A 17,604-nucleotide genomic window follows, 5' to 3' on the forward strand; every position below is an offset into this window, starting at 1 on the left:
ATGAAAGAAGGCGAGGATTACTATATTAACGAAGACGGTAACTTTGTTTTTACAGAAGCTTATCACCTAAAACGTGGATATTGCTGCAAAAATAAGTGTAAACATTGTCCCTGGCATTTCGGAAAAACCGGAGAAGATACCAAATCAGAGAAAAAATAAAGATATTTGCATCTTTGAAGTAAGATTAGTTATGCGGATAGACGACGAAATACAAAGCTCTAAGTTTGAGGACAATTACCAAAAGGCTGTAATTAACATCGCGTATACCGATGGTTGGTTAAAGAACACTTTTAACTGCCATTTTGAAAAACATAATTTAACGCAACAGCAATTTAATATCCTGCGCATATTAAGAGGCCAGTACCCTAAGCCGGCTACGGTTAACCTGCTTAAAGAGCGCATGATCGATAAAATGAGCGATGCATCGCGTATTGTTGACCGCCTGGTGCAAAAAGAAATGATAACACGTTGTACCAATAATAAAGACAGGCGGGCAGTTGATATCCGCATCAGCGAAAAAGGGCTGGAGGTTTTGGCTAAAATGGATATAGAGTTTAAAACCAGGGACTTCATCAAAGGTAACCTTACCCAGGAAGAGGCCGGTCTGTTAAGCGATCTGTTGGATAAGTTAAGAGGATAGCAATAACTAAAAAGATTGCAGGTTTTCTATTTTCTTCATAAGAACCAATTTATCAGCATTTGATCTGGCCAACGATAAGGCTGTACTGAAATTTTCTTTAGCTTTTTTGTTATCTCTATCGGTATATAGATCGCCCAGTAAAGTATAGTAAAACTGGTCGGTAGTTAAATTAAGCCGCTCAGCCTCAATTATAGCTGATTCTTTTCCGCTTACTTTAGATAATACATAGATCCTGTTTAACATTGCCACTGGCGAATAAGCTAACATTAAAAGCTGGTCATATAATCCTAAAACAATTTTCCATTTTTCAGGCGTATCTATTCTTTGAGTGCCCCAGTAGGCAATAGTTGCCTCTATATGATATTTTGATAATTCAGACCCGGTGGCGGCACAGTTTAAAAAATATGCGCCCTTGCTAATTAAGTCGGTATCCCAAAGACTGGTATCCTGGTCATCATACAAAACAGGCTCACCGTTCTTATTTATCCTGGCTTCAAACCGGGAAGCATGAAAACACATTAATGAAAGCAGCGCGTTAACAGGTGGTTTATTGGTTAGTGGGTTTTCAACAAGCATGGTGCAAAGTCGCATAGCCTCAAAGCAAAGATCTTTGCGTAAAGTAATGTTACTATTTATAGAGTAATAACCTTCATTAAACAATAAATAAATAGTTGTTAAAACAGGTGCAAGGCGTTCATTTATTTGTCTGCTATCCGGCAGCCCAATGCTTGCTTTTTCATCACGTAGTTTTTCCTTTGCGCGGTATAGCCTTTTATTGATGGTTTCTTTGTTGGATAAAAACGCGTCGGCAATCTCATCAATGCCAAACCCGCAAAGAATCCGCAGTGACAGCCCGATCTGCGCTTCGGTTGAGATAGCAGGATGGCAGATGGCAAACATCATCTGTAGTTGACTGTCATTTATGTTTTGCGGCGACAGGTCTATATCTGTTTCATAATATTGAGGAGTTGAATGCTGTATTTCGGGAGAGATCTTTTGCTCAAATATAATGTCGCGCTGTAAATGATTTTTAGCTTTGTTTTTGGCCACGGTATATAACCATGCAGCAGGATTGGGCGGTATGCCTTTTATTCCCCAGGTTTGAGCCGCAATAGCAAAGGTGTCGCTGGCAAGATCTTCAGCAATGGTAATTTGTTCAAACCCAAAATGACGACAGAGCACCGAAACAATTTTCCGGTACTCTGTCCTGAACAAGTGGGGTATAATTTCTTGTTGCTGCATAGCTTGCTGTGCAAAGCCGCAACACGTTGCGACCCTGGTACAAAATTAGATCAATGAATGCCGTCACCTTTAGCCAACAGGCGCACCTCTACCGTATTACCTTCTCCTTGTAATACAGGGCTACCCTTTGCAAATTCAACCGCTTCGTCTACCGAGTCGGCTTTTACAATTACGTAACCGCCAAGTGTTTCCTTGATCTCTCCAAAAGGCCCATTGGTAACCACATTGTTATGGTGCACAACTTTGGCTTCGTCGAAGATCAGGCCATCGCCCTTGCCTTCAAATTTACCTTTAGCTGCAATTGCGCCGAGCCAGTCCATAGTTTGTTGCATCCATAGCTGCATTTGTTCCGGCGAAGCAATTTTGCTGCCATCCTGGTGCCTGAAAATTAGCATGTACTCTTTCATTGTTTTTGATCTTTAAATGTTACCTGATTAATTAATTATACAGGCATAACAAGTGAGGATTGACAGATTGGACACAAGGCGAACAAAATTTATTAATTAGCCAGTCGCACCATACAGATCATGTCTTTTTGATCAATATATTCTTCAACACAGTAACCTTCCGGATCTAACCCCAGTTGCGCTATAAGCACGTTAAAAGCTTTTTGTATCGCCGGGATATCCTTCATAAAGTCTTTTATAGTTAAGCTTATATACTTGCCTTTTTTAAGCGTAAGCGTTTTTAAGTTTAGTTTTTCAGCCTCGCCGGTTTCCATTTCTTCTGCGGCGGCTTTGTAGGCGATCGGTCCATTTTCAGGCCGTGATATACCAAAGTATCTCCTGTCGTCAGAATAAGGAATAAGCGCGTGTAATTGCTGGTGCGCGGCTAATACACCATCCGGAAATGACGTAGCTGCAATGTACATTACTTTAATGTCCTGGTCAATTGTTATTGTTTCCATAACCTATAGTTTTGATGTTAATCAAAGTTAAAGTACAATATTTAAACCGGGTAGGGGTATCGGGGACAATTTAAAGGGGCGAACCGGACAATTTAAAGTTTGTCGATAAACCAGTTATAAAACGCTTCAAAATCAGTACGCCATTGTTTTTGATCGGCCTTAGCGCTTTTAATAACAAGCGGCGTAGGCGTATTTTTCGAACTCATCTTTTTATGGCGCAAAATGTTGCTCATCCGGTTTACATCAGCAGCTTCATTATCTTCGACATCGCCATAGGCTAAAAAGAACCTGGATTTTGAATTGATCGCCTGCTTTGTCATGTCGTCAAATATACCCGGCGACTCTTTGTAAGCCGGTGAAAATATCCCGGCAACACCAAACACGTCCGAATATTTAGCTGTGGTGTATGTAGCTATAATGCCTCCTGCTGCGCTGCCTACAATAGCAGTGTATTTTGCGTCGTCTTTGGTATGGTAATTAGCATCGATATAAGGTTTTACAACTTTGGCTAGGTAACTGGCATAAATAGCACCATCACTGTTGCCCAGGTAAGGGTTATATTCGTTCGTACGGGTACTTCCTGATCCGGCATAAACAGCTACCAGTATACATTGCCGCTCTTCGGCCATTAAATTGACTAATGAGTCGGCATACCATTTATCACCGTCGAGGGCATCTTTTATATAAGCGTCCTGTCCATCCTGAATATAAATTACCGGGTATCTTTTTGAAGATGTTGAGTAGCCTTTAGGCAGGTAGATTTGTAGAGTACGCTGCCTTTTAAGCCGCTCTATCACTAACTTTGAGGTTTCGTATTTAGCTTGTGCTGTATCAACTAATTTTTGCGCGGATACTTTACCTTGTCCTAAAACCAATAAAAATATAAGCGATAATATCCACTTAAGCTTCATAACTGAAAGTCGGGTTTGTTTTCCAAAAAATCCATCCAAATAAAAGTCCTACAAGGGTACCATAAATAGCGCCTGTCGTTACATCAACGGGGTAATGTACGCCAACGTATACTTGCGCGAAACTAATTGCCGCCGCCCATAAAATAGCAGCAGGCAATACCCATTTATAGCGCCTGTAAAATATCATGCTTAAAAACATAGCCATGGCAAAGTGATTACTGGCATGCGCAGACGGGAAACTATAACCTGTTCCGCAACCTATCCTGCTCACTATAGTTGCTGCCATTGCCGGGTCATTACAGGGCCGTACACGTTTATAAAGTGATTTGATGACGGTAGCACTGCCAAAGTCGGCTACGGCAAAGGTTAATGCTAAAAGTACAATGATAATTATCCCCTGCTTTTTATATCGCCAAAGGCAAAAAACAAAAATGAAAATATAAAGCGGTATCCATGTCGGTGGATTGCGTAAAACGGGCATTAGCCAATCAAAAAACGCATTGCCCAGATCATGATTAATAAAATGAAACAATTGCCGGTCAAGATGCAGCAGGTAATCAGGCATGTGTAATTTTTATTAGCGGATAAATATAGGGACAATCTTTTTGTGTAATGTAGTGCCTGTGTAATTACCGCCTGTAATAGTTAACATTGTTTTTATTTTACAAATCCTTAACCTAAAAATCTTATTTTTGGGACTTACTTATTGAAACAATATTTTGACACTAATAAAATCAATTTCGGGCATACGGGGCACAATAGGCGGTGCCGCAGGCGATGGTTTAACACCATTAGATATCGTAAAATTTACTTCGGCTTACGGTGCATGGGCCGTTAAAAAGAGTGGCGTAAAAAAGATAGTTTTAGGCCGCGATGCGCGTATTTCGGGCAGCATGGTAAACAATATTGTTACCGGTACTTTACAGGGATTAGGTATTGATGTTGTCGATATCGGCCTGTCAACAACCCCGACTGTTGAAATTGCCGTACCGTTAGAAAAAGCTGCAGGTGGTATTATTTTGACCGCAAGCCATAATCCTAAACAATGGAACGCGCTGAAGTTGTTAAATGCTGATGGCGAGTTTATTAGTGATGCAGACGGAAAAGAAGTATTAGAGATAGCTGAAAACAGTGATTTTACTTATGCTGATGTAAACGCGCTTGGTAAAGTGAAGTTTGATGATAGCTACCTGCAAAAACATATAGACCAGATATTGGCTTTGCCTTTGGTTGATGTTGACGCAATTGCCGGCGCTAATTTTAGTGTGGTAATTGACTGCGTTAACTCAACGGGTGGTATTTTTGTACCCGCCTTGCTGGAAGCTTTAGGTGTAAAAACTGTACATAAATTGTTTTGTGAACCTGATGGCGAGTTTCCGCATAACCCGGAACCGCTGCCTGAAAACCTGGTAGCTTTATCAAAAGAAGTATTAAGTAAAAATGCAAACCTTGGTATAGCTGTCGACCCGGATGTTGACCGCCTTTGCTTTGTTTGCGAAGATGGCAATATGTTTGGCGAAGAATACACCCTGGTTGCAGTGGCTGATTATGTGCTGAAAAACCATAAAGGCAATACGGTTTCAAACCTGTCGTCTACACGTGCCCTACGTGACGTTACAGAACAGGCAGGTGGCGAATACCATGCGGCTGCGGTAGGTGAGGTAAACGTAGTTAATAAAATGAAAGAGGTTAATGCCATTATTGGCGGCGAAGGCAACGGCGGGGTTATTTATCCCGAAATACATTATGGCCGTGATGCTTTAGCCGGTATAGCCTTGTTTTTAACGCATTTAGCCAAGTATGGCAAGCCGATATCAAACCTGCGCAGTTCATACCCCAGTTATTTTATCTCGAAAAATAAGATCACGCTTACGCCTGAAATGGATATAGATGCATTGTTACTAAAGGTTGAAGCCAAATACAAGGATCAACCTCATTCTACTATCGACGGGCTGAAAATAGAATTTGATAAACAATGGGTACATTTGCGCCGTTCAAACACAGAGCCGATCATTAGGATCTACTCTGAAGGTGATTCTGAAACTGTAGCCAATAATTTGGCCAATAAGATCATTGCGGACATAAAGGAAATTTTAAAAGTGAACTAAAATAAATTATTGAATTATGGAATTAATGAATTATTGATTGGTTTCAATTCATTAATTCTATAATTCAATAACTCAATAATTAACTGATGCGTGTTTATTTAGACAATGCTGCTACCACGCCGTTGGATGCAGAAGTGATGAGTGTGATGTGTAATGTAATGGAAAGCCATTTTGGTAATCCGTCATCTATTCATGCGTATGGAAGGGAGTCGAGGACGTTGGTCGAGAAATCACGTAAAACTATTGCTGGCTTGTTACATACTTCGCCGGCCGAGATATTTTTTACCAGCAGCGGTACAGAAGCCGATAACACCGCTATATATTGCGGTATTATAGATAATAATATCACTCATGCCATTACCAGCCAAATTGAGCATCATGCAGTTATCCATACACTTGAGGCTATGGAAAAGGCCGGTAACATTAAGCTCAGCTTTGTCAACATCGACAACAAGGGGAATGTAGACTATGCGCATCTTGAACAATTGTTGCAGACCAACGAGCGTAGTTTTGTATCGCTTATGCAGGCTAATAACGAAATAGGCACGCTTACCAATATTGAACGAGTGGGAGATATTTGCGAGCAATATAACGCCATTTTTCATTGTGATACGGTACAAACCATGGGCCATTATTCGCATGACCTGGGTAAGCTTAAAGTGCATTTCCTGACGTGTGCCGCACATAAATTTCATGGGCCTAAGGGTGTTGGCTTTCTATACATCAACCACAAAATAAAGATAAAACCTTTTATTTATGGTGGTTCGCAAGAGCGTAATATGCGTGGCGGTACCGAAAATGTTTACGGTATAGCCGGCCTTGCCAAAGCGATGGAACTGGCTTATACCGATATGGAACAACACCAAAATCATATACAAGGCTTGAAAAGCTATATGATAGATCAACTGCAGGAAAACATCCCCGGCGTACTGTTTAATGGCGAGACAGATAAAGATAAGAGCCTGTATACCGTACTAAACGTTTCGTTCCCTGAAATAGACATTGCAGATATGCTGTTGTTTAACCTGGATATTGCCGGTATTGCCGTATCAGGCGGCAGCGCGTGCAGTTCGGGTACAGATATAGGTTCTCATGTACTTACCGGTATTCATGCAAGCGCTACAAGGCCATCTGTACGATTTTCGTTCTCCAAGTTCAATACTAAAGAAGAGATAGATTTTGTGGTGAATAAGCTGCGTGAATTGTTTACAGTCACCGCTTAATACACTTTAATTTATTTCAATATTTAAAACACTAATTATAGGTTTAGTGTAACGGTATTTAGGAAACTTAATTTCCTAAAAGGAAAACATTGGCACGGTTTTCGGAGTGTTATTATTACTACTAAATGAAAACCTATGAAAAGTAATGATCAAAAATCCGGAAACGGTAACAGACCACAAGAAGCCCCAAAAAGACATCAATCAGAACAAGAGGGTTCAGGTTACGCTACACAAAGAGAGCAACAAACACATACCAGGAATAATGATGCATCATACAGCGAACAAGCTGACGTAACTCCGCCAAATCATAAAGATTTTCCGGTAGTTGGCCCGGGCAAGGCTGATTTTGAAAGCCGTCCACATGGCCGCAGAACAGGCCGTATGGTAGGCCACGAGCCGGGTACAGAAAGCTTATAAAGTTCAGTAGTCTAACTGATTTAACAGCAAAACGGCTACCTTAAGGTGGCCGTTTTGTTTAAATATTAATTTATGAAAACGAATAATCAAAATGTGAATAACGGTAACCAACAAAAGGATACTGTTAAGCAACAGCAAGCAGATCAATCTCAAAATAAGGATAGAAATGCTTCGGGAAAAAAAGCTGTTTATATAAAAGACCTGCCGCCAATTGACGGCGTAAGAACGGGAATAATATAATAAGCATTACATAACAAAAAAGGGATGAACATTTGCTCATCCCTTTTTTGTTATGCGTTATAGAAAATTAATTTTTCATCATTTTTAGAAATGCCGATAGCTCTTCTTTCATTTCGCGGCGGTCGACTATAAAGTCAAGGAAACCATGTTCCTGCACAAACTCGGCAGTTTGAAAACCTTTTGGCAGGTCTTTCTTAATAGTTTCTTTAATAACCCGCGGCCCTGCAAAACCAATTAAAGCACCCGGCTCGGCAATATTGATATCACCTAACATAGCGTATGATGCTGTTACACCACCGGTTGTGGGATCGGTCAATAATGAAATATAAGGTATTTTGGCTTGCGATAATAAAGCCAGTTTAGCAGATGTTTTAGCCATTTGCATTAATGAAAATGCGGCTTCCATCATACGCGCACCGCCTGATTTTGAGATCATTAAAAACGGAACGTTATTTTCAATACAATAGTCAATCGATCTTGCAATTTTCTCACCAACTACTGATCCCATTGAACCACCGATGAAATTGAAATCCATACAGGCTATTACTATGTCCTGCCCGTTAATTTTACCGGCACCGGCGCGTATAGCGTCTTTTAAACCGGTTTTTAACTGGGTTTCAAGTAACCTGTCTGTATACTTCTTGGTATCTGTAAAATGAAGCGGATCGCCTGAAACAAGGTCAGGATATAGTTCTGTAAACTCGTTATTATCAAATAAAACAGCAAAGTATTCTTTTGACCCTATCCGCAGGTGAAACCCGCAGTAGTGACAAACGTATTGATTTTCAACTTGCTCAGAGTAATGAAGGGGTTTTTTACATTGAGGGCATTTGTTCCAGATCCCTTCGGGGGTATCTTTCTTTTCCTCAGTAGTCGTAATTATCCCTTTTAATTCACGTTTAAACCACGCCATATCTATGTCTAGCTCTTTCAATACTGCAAAGAAACGAATTATTTTGTTAGATGTTTGTGATAAAATGTAGAAACAGTAATTAGATAATTAGATATAAGCGTCAAGATACAAGAATCAAGAGAGTTATACTCATTTTATGATCCCGGGACAGTTGCATGTGGAATTATTATAACGTTCAGAAAGTCTTGATTCCTGTATATTTAATCTTGTTTCTACAAGTCACTGTGTATGTTTTACAATAAGCTATCATTTTTATAGACAATTTTTACTTTAAAAACCGATAAATTTTTTACCTTCGAGGCCCAAACTAAGACCAATGGATTTAAAAAATTATAAAGGAGTTTTGCACGGCGACCAGGTGCAGGAACTATTTGAGGCAGCTAAAAAGCACCAGTTTGCTTTGCCTGCAGTAAATGTTATAGGTACAAATACCGTTAACGCTGTAATGGAAACCGCAAAAGCGGTTAATTCGCCGGTAATTATTCAATTATCTCATGGCGGCGCACAGTTTTACGCAGGTAAATCTTTAGACAACTCTAAGCTGCAAGCCTGTATTTTAGGTGCTACATCTGCTGCAAGGCACGTACACTTATTGGCCGAGCATTATGGCGTTGCTGTAATTTTACACACAGACCATTGCGCTAAAAAATTATTACCATGGATAGACGGTTTATTAGACAACGGCGAGAAATTCTTTGCTGAAACCGGCAAACCATTGTTCTCATCGCATATGCTGGATCTTTCTGAAGAGCCTATCGAAGAAAATATTGAGATCTCTGCCAAATACCTGGCACGCATGGCTAAAATGGGCATGACCTTAGAGATCGAACTGGGTGTTACCGGCGGTGAAGAAGACGGCGTAGATAACAGCGATGTAGATAGCTCACGTTTATATACCCAGCCTGAAGATGTAGCTTACTCTTACGAGAATTTATTGAAAGTTAGCCCGCGCTTTACCGTTGCTGCTGCTTTTGGTAACGTGCATGGTGTGTACAAACCGGGTAACGTAAAATTACAACCGGTTATTTTGCATAACTCACAAGAGTATGTAAAACAGAAATATAACCTGACTGCCGAAAAACCGATCAACTTTGTGTTCCACGGTGGATCCGGTTCAACCCAGGAAGAAATTCGCGAGGCTATCAGCTATGGTGCTATCAAAATGAATATCGATACCGATATGCAATGGGCATACTGGGAAGGCATTAAAGATTACTACCAGTCTAAAGAAGCGTACCTGCAGGACCAGATCGGTAACCCTGAAGGCGCTGATTCTCCGAACAAAAAATACTATGATCCACGCGTATGGTTGCGTAAAGGCGAAGAGAACTTCGTTAAGCGTTTAACATCTGCTTTTGAGGATCTGAATTGCTTAAACGCTACTGATAAATTATAAGCGATAAGCAATAGGATATATAAAGCGCCAATGCAAAACATTGGCGCTTTTTTTTAGTTATAAGGTCATAATTAATTAAGTATAATATGGCCGCCAATAAAAAAAACTTTTTCGAACGATTCTCAAACTGGGCCACTGCCGCTACCGGTAGTTCGGCAGCATTTTTAATGGCTATTGCCGTTATTGTGGTTTGGCTGGTAACCGGGCCGGTATTTAAATACTCTGATACCTGGCAGCTTATTATCAACACGGGTACTACCATAGTAACCTTCCTGATGGTGTTCCTGATCCAGAAATCGCAAAATAAAGACTCGAAAGCCATCCATTTAAAATTGAATGAGCTGCTGGCATCGCACCAGGGCGCCAGCAACCGCATGGTTGATATTGAAGACCTTACCGAGAAGGAACTTGACCAGATCCATAAATTCTATGTGCAGTTATCTGACCTTGCTGAAGAAGAGGATGACCTGACTTGTACACATTCTATTGACGCTGCCCGCGAAAACCATAACTTTAAGCTTTCAAATCACAAAACTAAAAAGCATTATAATGATGCCCGAGCTAAAAAAGATTCAAGTAAACAAAGTAAGTGACCCCAATAACCTTGAGAAAGTTTTTGCCATACGCCGCGAAGTTTTTGTAGGCGAACAAAACTGCCCGCCCGAACTGGAGTGGGAGCACGAAGATGAATCCACTCATTTTTTAGCTACTGTTGAGGGCGTGCCTGCCGGTGCGTCGCGGTGGCGTAAGACTGATAATGGCTACAAATTAGAGCGTTTTGCGGTGCTGAAACAATTCAGGGGGCAGGGCGTAGCGCAGGAACTGGTGCGCACTGTTTTAGCTGATCTGCCAGCCGACGTGAAATATATTTATTTAAACGCCCAGATCCAGGCCATGAGCCTCTACGAAAAATTTGGATTTGTTAAAGAAGGCCCGCAGTTTGAAGAAGCGGGGATACAGCATTTTAAAATGGTGAAGAGGTAATTTCGAATTTCGAATGTTCGATTTCGGATTTACGAGAATATAAATTATTGGCCAAATATTCTCACCGAATAATCTAACGCTTCCTGTAATTTGCCATAATTAAGCGATGGGAGCGAGTTTTGCGTTTTAAGGTAGCTAATCAGGTTCTCGGTAGCGATATTACCTGTAAGCTCGTCTTTGGCCATTGGGCAGCCGCCGTAGCCTTTTAAAGCGCCGTCAAATCTTTTACAACCGTTTAAATATGCCGATTCAACTTTTTCGTACCAGGTATCGGGTGTGCTGTGCAGGTGTACACCAAACTCTGTTTTTGGAAATTGCACGCTAAGTTGCGGATAGGTATCTTTAATTTGCTGAGGTGTCGCGACACCTATCGTATCAGAAAGTGATATGATTGAAACCCCCGCATTAACCAGTTTATTAGTCCAGTATTGTACTACATCAACGTTCCATTCATCACCGTAAGGATTACCAAAACCCATGGACAGATAAACCAGCAATTGTTTGTTCTTATTAATGCAAAGGTCTTTAATGCGTTTAACGGTTTCAAAAGCGTCAATTACGGTAGCGTTGGTATTACGCATCTGGAATGTTTCTGAGATAGAGAACGGGTAACCCAGGTAAGTTATCTCCTCGTGCTTCGAGGCTTCTTCAGCGCCCCTGTAATTGGCTATAATGGCCAATAATTTCGAGTTGGTATTAGTTAGATCAAGTTTAGCCAAAACATCCGCCGTATCGCGCATTTGGGGGATAGCTTTAGGTGATACAAAACTCCCGAAATCTATCGTATCAAAGCCAACCTGTAAAAGCAGGTTGATATATTCGGCTTTTACATCAGTCGGCACAAAGTCATGCAAACCTTGCATAGCATCACGCGGGCATTCGGTAAGTTTTACAAACTCCATTTCCGTTAAAATTTAGCGTTGTACATTGTCGCTTTTTGCTCAATAGATTGCTTCAGATCATCAGTTAATCCAGCCAAATATCTTTCAAAAGACGCTATAAGTGCCTTGGCATTTTTTGATATACGTTTGTTTTCTGCGGTCGATGCTTTCATATAAGTTTCATAAAAAGTTTCCCTTTTATTATAACTGTTAATTGGCAAGAAAAATACAATATTGTTAACAGTATACCGGTAACGCCCGTTCTTTATATCTAATGTGATGGCAAACTGTACGGTGTACGGATCGATTTCTTCATTGATATCTGCTACAAATAATCTGTTGACATTAATATTAAGGTCCTGCGTTGTTGTAAAAATTAATTTCCAATTAGTGTCATCTAAATAATTTTGAGTGAGGTTTTTAGCGGACATTACTTGTATAGCCCGTTCATAAATTTGAGGCGCCATGATATTATCACCTACTTTAACCGTTTTTTGGTAATAAACATTGTGATTAGTATCGGTCAGTATTTTAATTGTGTCGGGCAATGTATTGCTTGCAGGTAAGCCGTCCTTTGCAAAAGCCGTAAAAGTTAAAAGTAATAGTGTCAAGTTGATTACAAGCGTTTTCATAAAAGTATAGATTGAATAATCCTAAGACGCTAATTAGCTATTTTTAGTTTAACAACTCATGTATCAATTTTGTTAAAATAGGTTTGCGTCAATCTATATCGTGAAGCATTAATCAGCCTTAGCCAGTTGCCTGTCTTTTTTAGGCAGCTCTTCTCTTTTAAACCTGCGGATGATGAGCCTGCTGCCGCCATTATTAGCAAGGTAATTTCCTATCCAGTTAATAAATACAATCACCTTGTTCCTGAAACCCAAAAGCGATACCAAATGCACGAACATCCATATCAACCAGGCAAAAAATCCCTGGAATTTGATCTTACCCAAGTCGGCAATGGCTTTATTACGACCTATGGTAGCCAAAGATCCTTTGTCATTGTATTTAAACGGCTCGGTCGGCTCGCCTTTTATCAGTCGGATAATGTTCTTACCGGCCAGCATACCCTGTTGTATAGCTACCTGTGCTACACCCGGGTGCCCTTTTGGTGTTTCGTCTGATATCATAGCCGCCACATCGCCAATGGCAAATACATTTTCTGAGCCCTTTATGCGGTTAATGCTGTCAACGCTGATACGGTTACCACGTTCTATTACATCTTTGCTGATGCCATCTGGCACTACGCCCATAACTCCGGCAGACCATATCACATTCCTGGTTTTAATGGTTTTACCGCCTTCAAACTTTATTTCTTCGCCGTCATAACTTTCAACCTTAACGTTCAATAAAACCTCAACACCCATGCCGGTAAGGAATTTTTTGGCTGCTGCCGATCCTTCGTCAGAAAAAGGGCCCAGTACTTTTGGTAAAAAATCAACCAGGTAAACTTTCATGTGTTCTTTACCCAGCTCTGGGTAATCGCGTTCAAGAATGTGGTTACGCAGCTCTGCCAACGCGCCTGCAAGCTCTACACCGGTAGGGCCTGCGCCAACCAATACAAAAGTCAGGTAAGGTTCTTTCTCCTCCTTGGTGGTCTTTAAAGAGGCTTCTTCCAGGTTTTGAAGGATCAGGTAACGAAGGTTAAGCGCTTCGGGTATTGATTTCATAGGCATGGCATATTGCTCGATCTCTTTATTGCCGAAAAAATTGGTGGTAGACCCGGTGGCGATCACAAGGTAATCATAAGCGATATCGCCTACATCTGTCTTAACTATATTTTCTTCAAGATCGATGCCTGATACTTCTGCGATACGAAATCTGAAGTTTTTTTGCCCGCTAAAGTTTTTACGTAATGAAAACGCTATCGATTCAGACTCCAGGCTGCCCGTAGCAACCTGGTACAATAACGGTTGAAAGGTATGGTAATTATGCTTATCAAGCATTAAAACGTCTACAGGCTGGTCTGCAAGCTGCTTGGCTACTTCAAGGCCGGCAAAGCCGCCGCCTATAATAACTACTTGTGGGAACTTTGATTTTTGTGCCATATGCAATTGTCTGATCAATTTTTTTAAGATTGGTGTAATTTGTACACTATCTGCGAAAAACATTTATGTTATAACAAAAAAGGCTCCAAATGTTCTTTGGAGCCTTTTTTTATTTGTGATTTTGATGTTATCTCAAATCGTTCTTTCCAAAGTCTACAATTACCGGTGTCGCGATACAGATAGACGAATATGTACCGAAACATACACCTATCAATAATGAGAACGAGAAACCGCGTAAAACGTCGCCGCCGAATACAAACAGCACGATCAACACGAATAATACTGTTAAAGCGGTAATGATGGTACGGCTTAAGGTGCTGTTAATAGCGTTGTTGATAACCTCTTTCGGATCGTCGGCTTTTGAGTGGTGAAGTTTTAAGAACTCACGGATACGGTCAAACACTACCACGGTGTCATTAATTGAGTAACCAATTACCGTCAATATGGCAGCAATAAATGTCTGGTCGATATCAAGGAACGCCAGGAAAGGAACATGCCTGAACAACGAGTAAAACGATAATACCATCAAAGCATCATGCGCGGTTGCAACCATCGCCGCCAAACTATATTGCCATCTGCGGAAACGGATCAATATATAAGCTGAGATGATAACAATGGCGAACAACACGGTCCAGATAGCTGATTTTTTCAAACCATCGGCAACAGTAGCCTGTACTTTTTGCGAAGCAAGGATATCTTTTTTGCTTACCTGTGTTACCGCTTTAGTATTAAGGGCTGATAACAACGTGCTTTCAACCTTCGTGTCGGCTGATGTCGAGTTGTCTTCGATCAGGTAGTTGGTAGTAATGTTGATCTTGGTTGTACCCAAAGTTTTTACTTCGGTACCATGACCCAATACACCTTCAATAGCGCCACGAACATCTTCAACTGTAGCAGTCTTGTTAGGGAAAGCAATAGTGTAAGTACGGCCGCCCTGGAAATCAACGCCATAATTAAAGCCTTGCGTAAACATGGATATAATACCCGCAAGGATAAACGTACCTGAGAAGATATAGAATCTTACACGTTTTTTTACGAACGCGAAGTTGGCATTTTTAAAGGTATGTGAGCTCCATGGGTTTGAGAATTTAATATCCCAGCCTTTTTCAAGCATCCACTCAAATATTAATCTTGAAATTAATAATGAACAGAACAATGAAGTTACGATACCGATCATCAGCGTGGTTGCGAAACCCTGGATAGGGCCGCTACCGAAAACAAACAGGATGACACCTGTTAAGAAGGTACTGATGTTTGAATCTAATATAGATGATAAAGCGTGTTTAAAACCATCGCTAACCGCAATACGGATAGATTTACCTAAAGCAAGCTCTTCGCGCACACGTTCATAGATCAGTACGTTGGCATCAACCGACATACCGAACAATAACACAATACCTGCAACACCCGGTAAGGTTAATACCGCGCGTAAGCTGGTTAATACACCCATCAGGAAGAATACGTTTACAATTACTGCAACAACAGCAACGGTACCTGCGCGGTTGTAATAAGCAACCATGAACACTAACACCACCAATAAACCCATCAAACATGACAGTAAACCGGCGTTGATAGATTCTGCACCTAATGACGGGCCTACCACGTCCTCGCCGATGATACGGGCAGGGGCAGGTAAGCGGCCTGCTTTTAATACGTTGGCCAAATCTTTGGTATCTTCTATCTTGAAGTTACCGGAGATTGAAGACACACCGCCTGATATTTCGTTCTGTACGCTTGGTGCAGAATAAACGTTATCGTCCAATACAATGGCTATTGCTTTTTTACCTTGCGCGGCTTCGGCAGTCACAGCGCGCCATTTTTCGGCACCCTGCGAGTTCATTACCATTCTAACCTCTGGGCTGCCTTTTTGATCTACGTCGCTTTGGGCGTCGTTTATTACGTCGCCGGTTAATACAGGTCCATTTTCAGCACCGGTTAATTTAAGCGCGTATAATTCGAAAATTTTGGTTTTCTCCATCGGCTTAACCCCCCATGCAAATTTGATGTTGCGTGGTAAAGACGCTTTTACATCTGCGCTTTGTAAGTAGGCGTTTACTTTAGCTGTATCTTTTACCAAAGTCCAGCCTACAACCGCTCCCGGGCGCAACTGCTGCTGGCCGGTTTGATCCTGGTAAGTAGGTATCTGCAACACGCTGAATAACGGGTGTGCCGCATTTAATTTTGATTTAGCAGCTAACGAAGTGTCCTTAGATGAATTTTTTTCAACCTTGTTCAATAACGCTAAAGCACCTTTTTTAACAGTGGTATCTTTTTTAGCAGCATCAGCAACAACGGCAGTTTTTGCTGTGTCTTTAGCAGCAGCTTTTGATTTTGCGGCTAAGAGGTTGTCAATATTGTTAAAGATAGGATATACTTCCTGGCTCTCAAAAGTCTGGTAGAACTCTAATTTGGCAGAGCCTTGTAATAATTTACGTACACGGTCCTGGTCTTTAACGCCCGGTAGTTCAATTAAAATACGGTTGGTGTTTTCTTCCAGCTGGATATTTGGCTGGGTAACGCCAAACTGATCTATACGGGTGTTTAAAACGGTGTATGATTGTTTAACCGCAACATCAGCCTCGTCTTTCAGGTATTTCTCTACCTCGCTGTTTGAAGCATTGTATTTTAAATGCGCCTGGTTGTCTTTGGTAGAAAATATTGCCGCTAACTTACCGTTAGGGTTTAATTTTTCGTACTCGTTAACAAATAACGTAATGTAGTCAGACTGGCTGGTTTTGGTATCAGCATTTGCGTTTACCAGTGCCTGGTTAAAAGCAGGATCAGGATTGTTGTTTGACAATGCCTTTACCAGCTCTGCCAATGAGATCTGCATGGTAACGTTCATACCGCCTTTAAGATCAAGACCCAGGGCAAGCTCTCTCTCAACACAATATTGATAAGTGTGGCCTAACAATGGGTAGGCCGGTAATTCTGCAACAGAATCAAGGTATGCTTTTACTTTTGCTGTATCGCCTTTAGCATATACTTCTGCGTCCTTTTCAACTTTCTGTGCTACCCAAGTAAACGATAGCTGGTATATACACACGATCGTTAGTATTACGGCGAAAAATTTAATAACTCCTTTACCTTGCATTTGTAAATTGTAATATGTAATTAATTAGTTTATAAGCATTTTAAACAAGACGGCAAATCTAACAAAATTTTGCAACCATGAAATTTTAAATTAAAACAAAATTATGACAGTTAATGTTATGCGCGTTCAAGCGTGATGAATGAGAAAGGAAGTGCGTTTTTCTCGTCAGGATCGTGGTCTGCGCGATGGGTTTCTTTCCATGTATCTCCCTTAATTTCAGGAAAATAGGTGTCGCCTTCAATGTTTGCGTGAACTATGGTAAGATAAATGCGGTCTGTTAAATGCATGGCCTGTTTGTAGATCTCTGCACCGCCAACAATAAAAACTTCGGCCTCATCACGGCAAAGATCAAGCGCGGCTTCGATAGAATTTACCACTTCGCAGCCCTCAATAACAATGGGCTGGCGCGTAACAATGATGTTTCTGCGTTTTGGCAAAGGCCTACCCACCGAATCATAAGTTTTACGGCCCATGATCACTGTACCACCGGTGGTGATATCTTTAAAATGTTTCAGGTCCTTTGGCAAATACCATAGCAATTTATTGTCTTTACCAATGGCGTGGTTTTCTGATATGGCTACTACGATGGATACAGTCATT

Annotated in this window: 20 protein-coding genes; 9 read left to right on the forward strand and 11 right to left on the reverse strand. The window is 41.0% G+C overall.

Annotated elements, in window-relative coordinates; genetic code table 11:
• Both FO440_RS24435 and FO440_RS12495 read left to right on the forward strand, forming a co-directional pair.
• Positions 1 to 159: a DUF5522 domain-containing protein gene (locus tag FO440_RS24435; protein ID WP_186292658.1), complete on the forward strand. Its 159-nt coding sequence runs from the start codon at positions 1 to 3 to the stop codon at positions 157 to 159.
• A 31-nt stretch (positions 160 to 190) separates the two neighbouring features.
• Positions 191 to 640, forward strand: a complete 450-nt coding sequence (locus FO440_RS12495) for a MarR family winged helix-turn-helix transcriptional regulator (protein WP_144248604.1) — start codon at positions 191 to 193, stop codon at positions 638 to 640.
• 6 nt (positions 641 to 646) lie between these two features.
• Here the strand turns inward: FO440_RS12495 and FO440_RS12500 are convergent, their stop codons facing one another.
• The 5 genes from FO440_RS12500 to FO440_RS12520 form a co-directional block, all read right to left on the reverse strand.
• On the reverse strand, positions 647 to 1,882 hold the full coding sequence (locus FO440_RS12500; protein ID WP_144248605.1) for an RNA polymerase sigma factor: 1,236 nt from the start codon (positions 1,880 to 1,882) through the stop codon (positions 647 to 649).
• Positions 1,883 to 1,932: 50 nt separating this feature from the next.
• On the reverse strand, positions 1,933 to 2,289 hold the full coding sequence (locus FO440_RS12505) for a YciI family protein (protein ID WP_144248606.1): 357 nt from the start codon (positions 2,287 to 2,289) through the stop codon (positions 1,933 to 1,935).
• 92 nt (positions 2,290 to 2,381) lie between these two features.
• Positions 2,382 to 2,789: a transcriptional regulator gene (locus FO440_RS12510; protein WP_144248607.1), complete on the reverse strand. Its 408-nt coding sequence runs from the start codon at positions 2,787 to 2,789 to the stop codon at positions 2,382 to 2,384.
• 92 nt (positions 2,790 to 2,881) lie between these two features.
• Positions 2,882 to 3,700 (reverse strand): alpha/beta hydrolase, encoded by an 819-nt coding sequence (locus FO440_RS12515; RefSeq protein WP_144248608.1) that lies wholly within the window; start codon positions 3,698 to 3,700, stop codon positions 2,882 to 2,884.
• Entirely contained in the window at positions 3,690 to 4,265 is a 576-nt protein-coding gene (locus FO440_RS12520) for a phosphatase PAP2 family protein (RefSeq protein ID WP_144248609.1), read from the reverse strand. The genes FO440_RS12515 and FO440_RS12520 overlap by 11 nt, the downstream gene beginning before the upstream one ends.
• A 154-nt stretch (positions 4,266 to 4,419) precedes the next feature.
• Here FO440_RS12520 and glmM point away from each other — a divergent pair, with 154 nt between their 5' ends.
• The 4 genes from glmM to FO440_RS24440 all read left to right on the forward strand — a co-directional run bounded on the left by glmM (position 4,420) and on the right by FO440_RS24440 (position 7,688).
• Positions 4,420 to 5,808 carry a phosphoglucosamine mutase gene (gene glmM / locus FO440_RS12525; protein WP_144248610.1) on the forward strand — a complete coding sequence of 463 codons (1,389 nt, stop codon included), beginning with the start codon at positions 4,420 to 4,422 and terminating at the stop codon, positions 5,806 to 5,808.
• A gap of 86 nt (positions 5,809 to 5,894) precedes the next feature.
• On the forward strand, positions 5,895 to 7,031 hold the full coding sequence (locus FO440_RS12530; RefSeq protein ID WP_144248611.1) for a cysteine desulfurase family protein: 1,137 nt from the start codon (positions 5,895 to 5,897) through the stop codon (positions 7,029 to 7,031).
• Between the two features lie 135 nt (positions 7,032 to 7,166).
• Positions 7,167 to 7,448: a hypothetical protein gene (locus tag FO440_RS12535; RefSeq protein ID WP_144248612.1), complete on the forward strand. Its 282-nt coding sequence runs from the start codon at positions 7,167 to 7,169 to the stop codon at positions 7,446 to 7,448.
• Positions 7,449 to 7,520: 72 nt separating this feature from the next.
• The gene (locus FO440_RS24440) at positions 7,521 to 7,688 is read left to right on the forward strand and encodes a hypothetical protein (RefSeq protein ID WP_186292659.1); all 168 of its coding nucleotides are present in this window, start codon (positions 7,521 to 7,523) and stop codon (positions 7,686 to 7,688) included.
• A gap of 67 nt (positions 7,689 to 7,755) precedes the next feature.
• On the opposite strand, the gene accD is transcribed toward FO440_RS24440, so the two are convergent.
• The gene (gene accD / locus FO440_RS12540; protein ID WP_144248613.1) at positions 7,756 to 8,601 is read right to left on the reverse strand and encodes an acetyl-CoA carboxylase, carboxyltransferase subunit beta; all 846 of its coding nucleotides are present in this window, start codon (positions 8,599 to 8,601) and stop codon (positions 7,756 to 7,758) included.
• Positions 8,602 to 8,917: 316 nt separating this feature from the next.
• Here accD and fbaA point away from each other — a divergent pair, with 316 nt between their 5' ends.
• From fbaA to FO440_RS12555, 3 genes are all read left to right on the forward strand, one after another.
• Positions 8,918 to 9,997: a class II fructose-bisphosphate aldolase gene (fbaA, locus tag FO440_RS12545; protein WP_144248614.1), complete on the forward strand. Its 1,080-nt coding sequence runs from the start codon at positions 8,918 to 8,920 to the stop codon at positions 9,995 to 9,997.
• An 86-nt stretch (positions 9,998 to 10,083) separates the two neighbouring features.
• Positions 10,084 to 10,590: a low affinity iron permease family protein gene (locus FO440_RS12550; protein WP_144248615.1), complete on the forward strand. Its 507-nt coding sequence runs from the start codon at positions 10,084 to 10,086 to the stop codon at positions 10,588 to 10,590.
• Complete coding sequence (locus FO440_RS12555) at positions 10,547 to 10,981, forward strand: GNAT family N-acetyltransferase (RefSeq protein WP_246104214.1); 435 nt, start codon at positions 10,547 to 10,549, stop codon at positions 10,979 to 10,981. Before FO440_RS12550 ends, FO440_RS12555 begins: the two co-directional genes overlap by 44 nt.
• 44 nt (positions 10,982 to 11,025) lie before the next feature.
• Here the strand turns inward: FO440_RS12555 and FO440_RS12560 are convergent, their stop codons facing one another.
• The 5 genes from FO440_RS12560 to FO440_RS12580 form a co-directional block, all read right to left on the reverse strand.
• Positions 11,026 to 11,883, reverse strand: coding sequence for a hydroxymethylglutaryl-CoA lyase (locus tag FO440_RS12560; protein WP_144248616.1), 858 nt, complete (start codon positions 11,881 to 11,883; stop codon positions 11,026 to 11,028).
• A 5-nt stretch (positions 11,884 to 11,888) separates the two neighbouring features.
• The gene (locus FO440_RS12565) at positions 11,889 to 12,494 is read right to left on the reverse strand and encodes a hypothetical protein (protein WP_144248617.1); all 606 of its coding nucleotides are present in this window, start codon (positions 12,492 to 12,494) and stop codon (positions 11,889 to 11,891) included.
• 108 nt (positions 12,495 to 12,602) lie between these two features.
• Positions 12,603 to 13,910, reverse strand: a complete 1,308-nt coding sequence (locus tag FO440_RS12570; RefSeq protein ID WP_144248618.1) for an NAD(P)/FAD-dependent oxidoreductase — start codon at positions 13,908 to 13,910, stop codon at positions 12,603 to 12,605.
• Between the two features lie 127 nt (positions 13,911 to 14,037).
• Entirely contained in the window at positions 14,038 to 17,004 is a 2,967-nt protein-coding gene (gene secDF / locus FO440_RS12575) for a protein translocase subunit SecDF (RefSeq protein WP_144248619.1), read from the reverse strand.
• Between the two features lie 116 nt (positions 17,005 to 17,120).
• The gene (locus tag FO440_RS12580) at positions 17,121 to 17,603 is read right to left on the reverse strand and encodes a dihydrofolate reductase (RefSeq protein ID WP_144248620.1); all 483 of its coding nucleotides are present in this window, start codon (positions 17,601 to 17,603) and stop codon (positions 17,121 to 17,123) included.
• Position 17,604 lies beyond the last annotated feature (1 nt).

This window comes from Mucilaginibacter corticis (assembly GCF_007558865.1).
GTDB lineage: Bacteria > Bacteroidota > Bacteroidia > Sphingobacteriales > Sphingobacteriaceae > Mucilaginibacter > Mucilaginibacter corticis.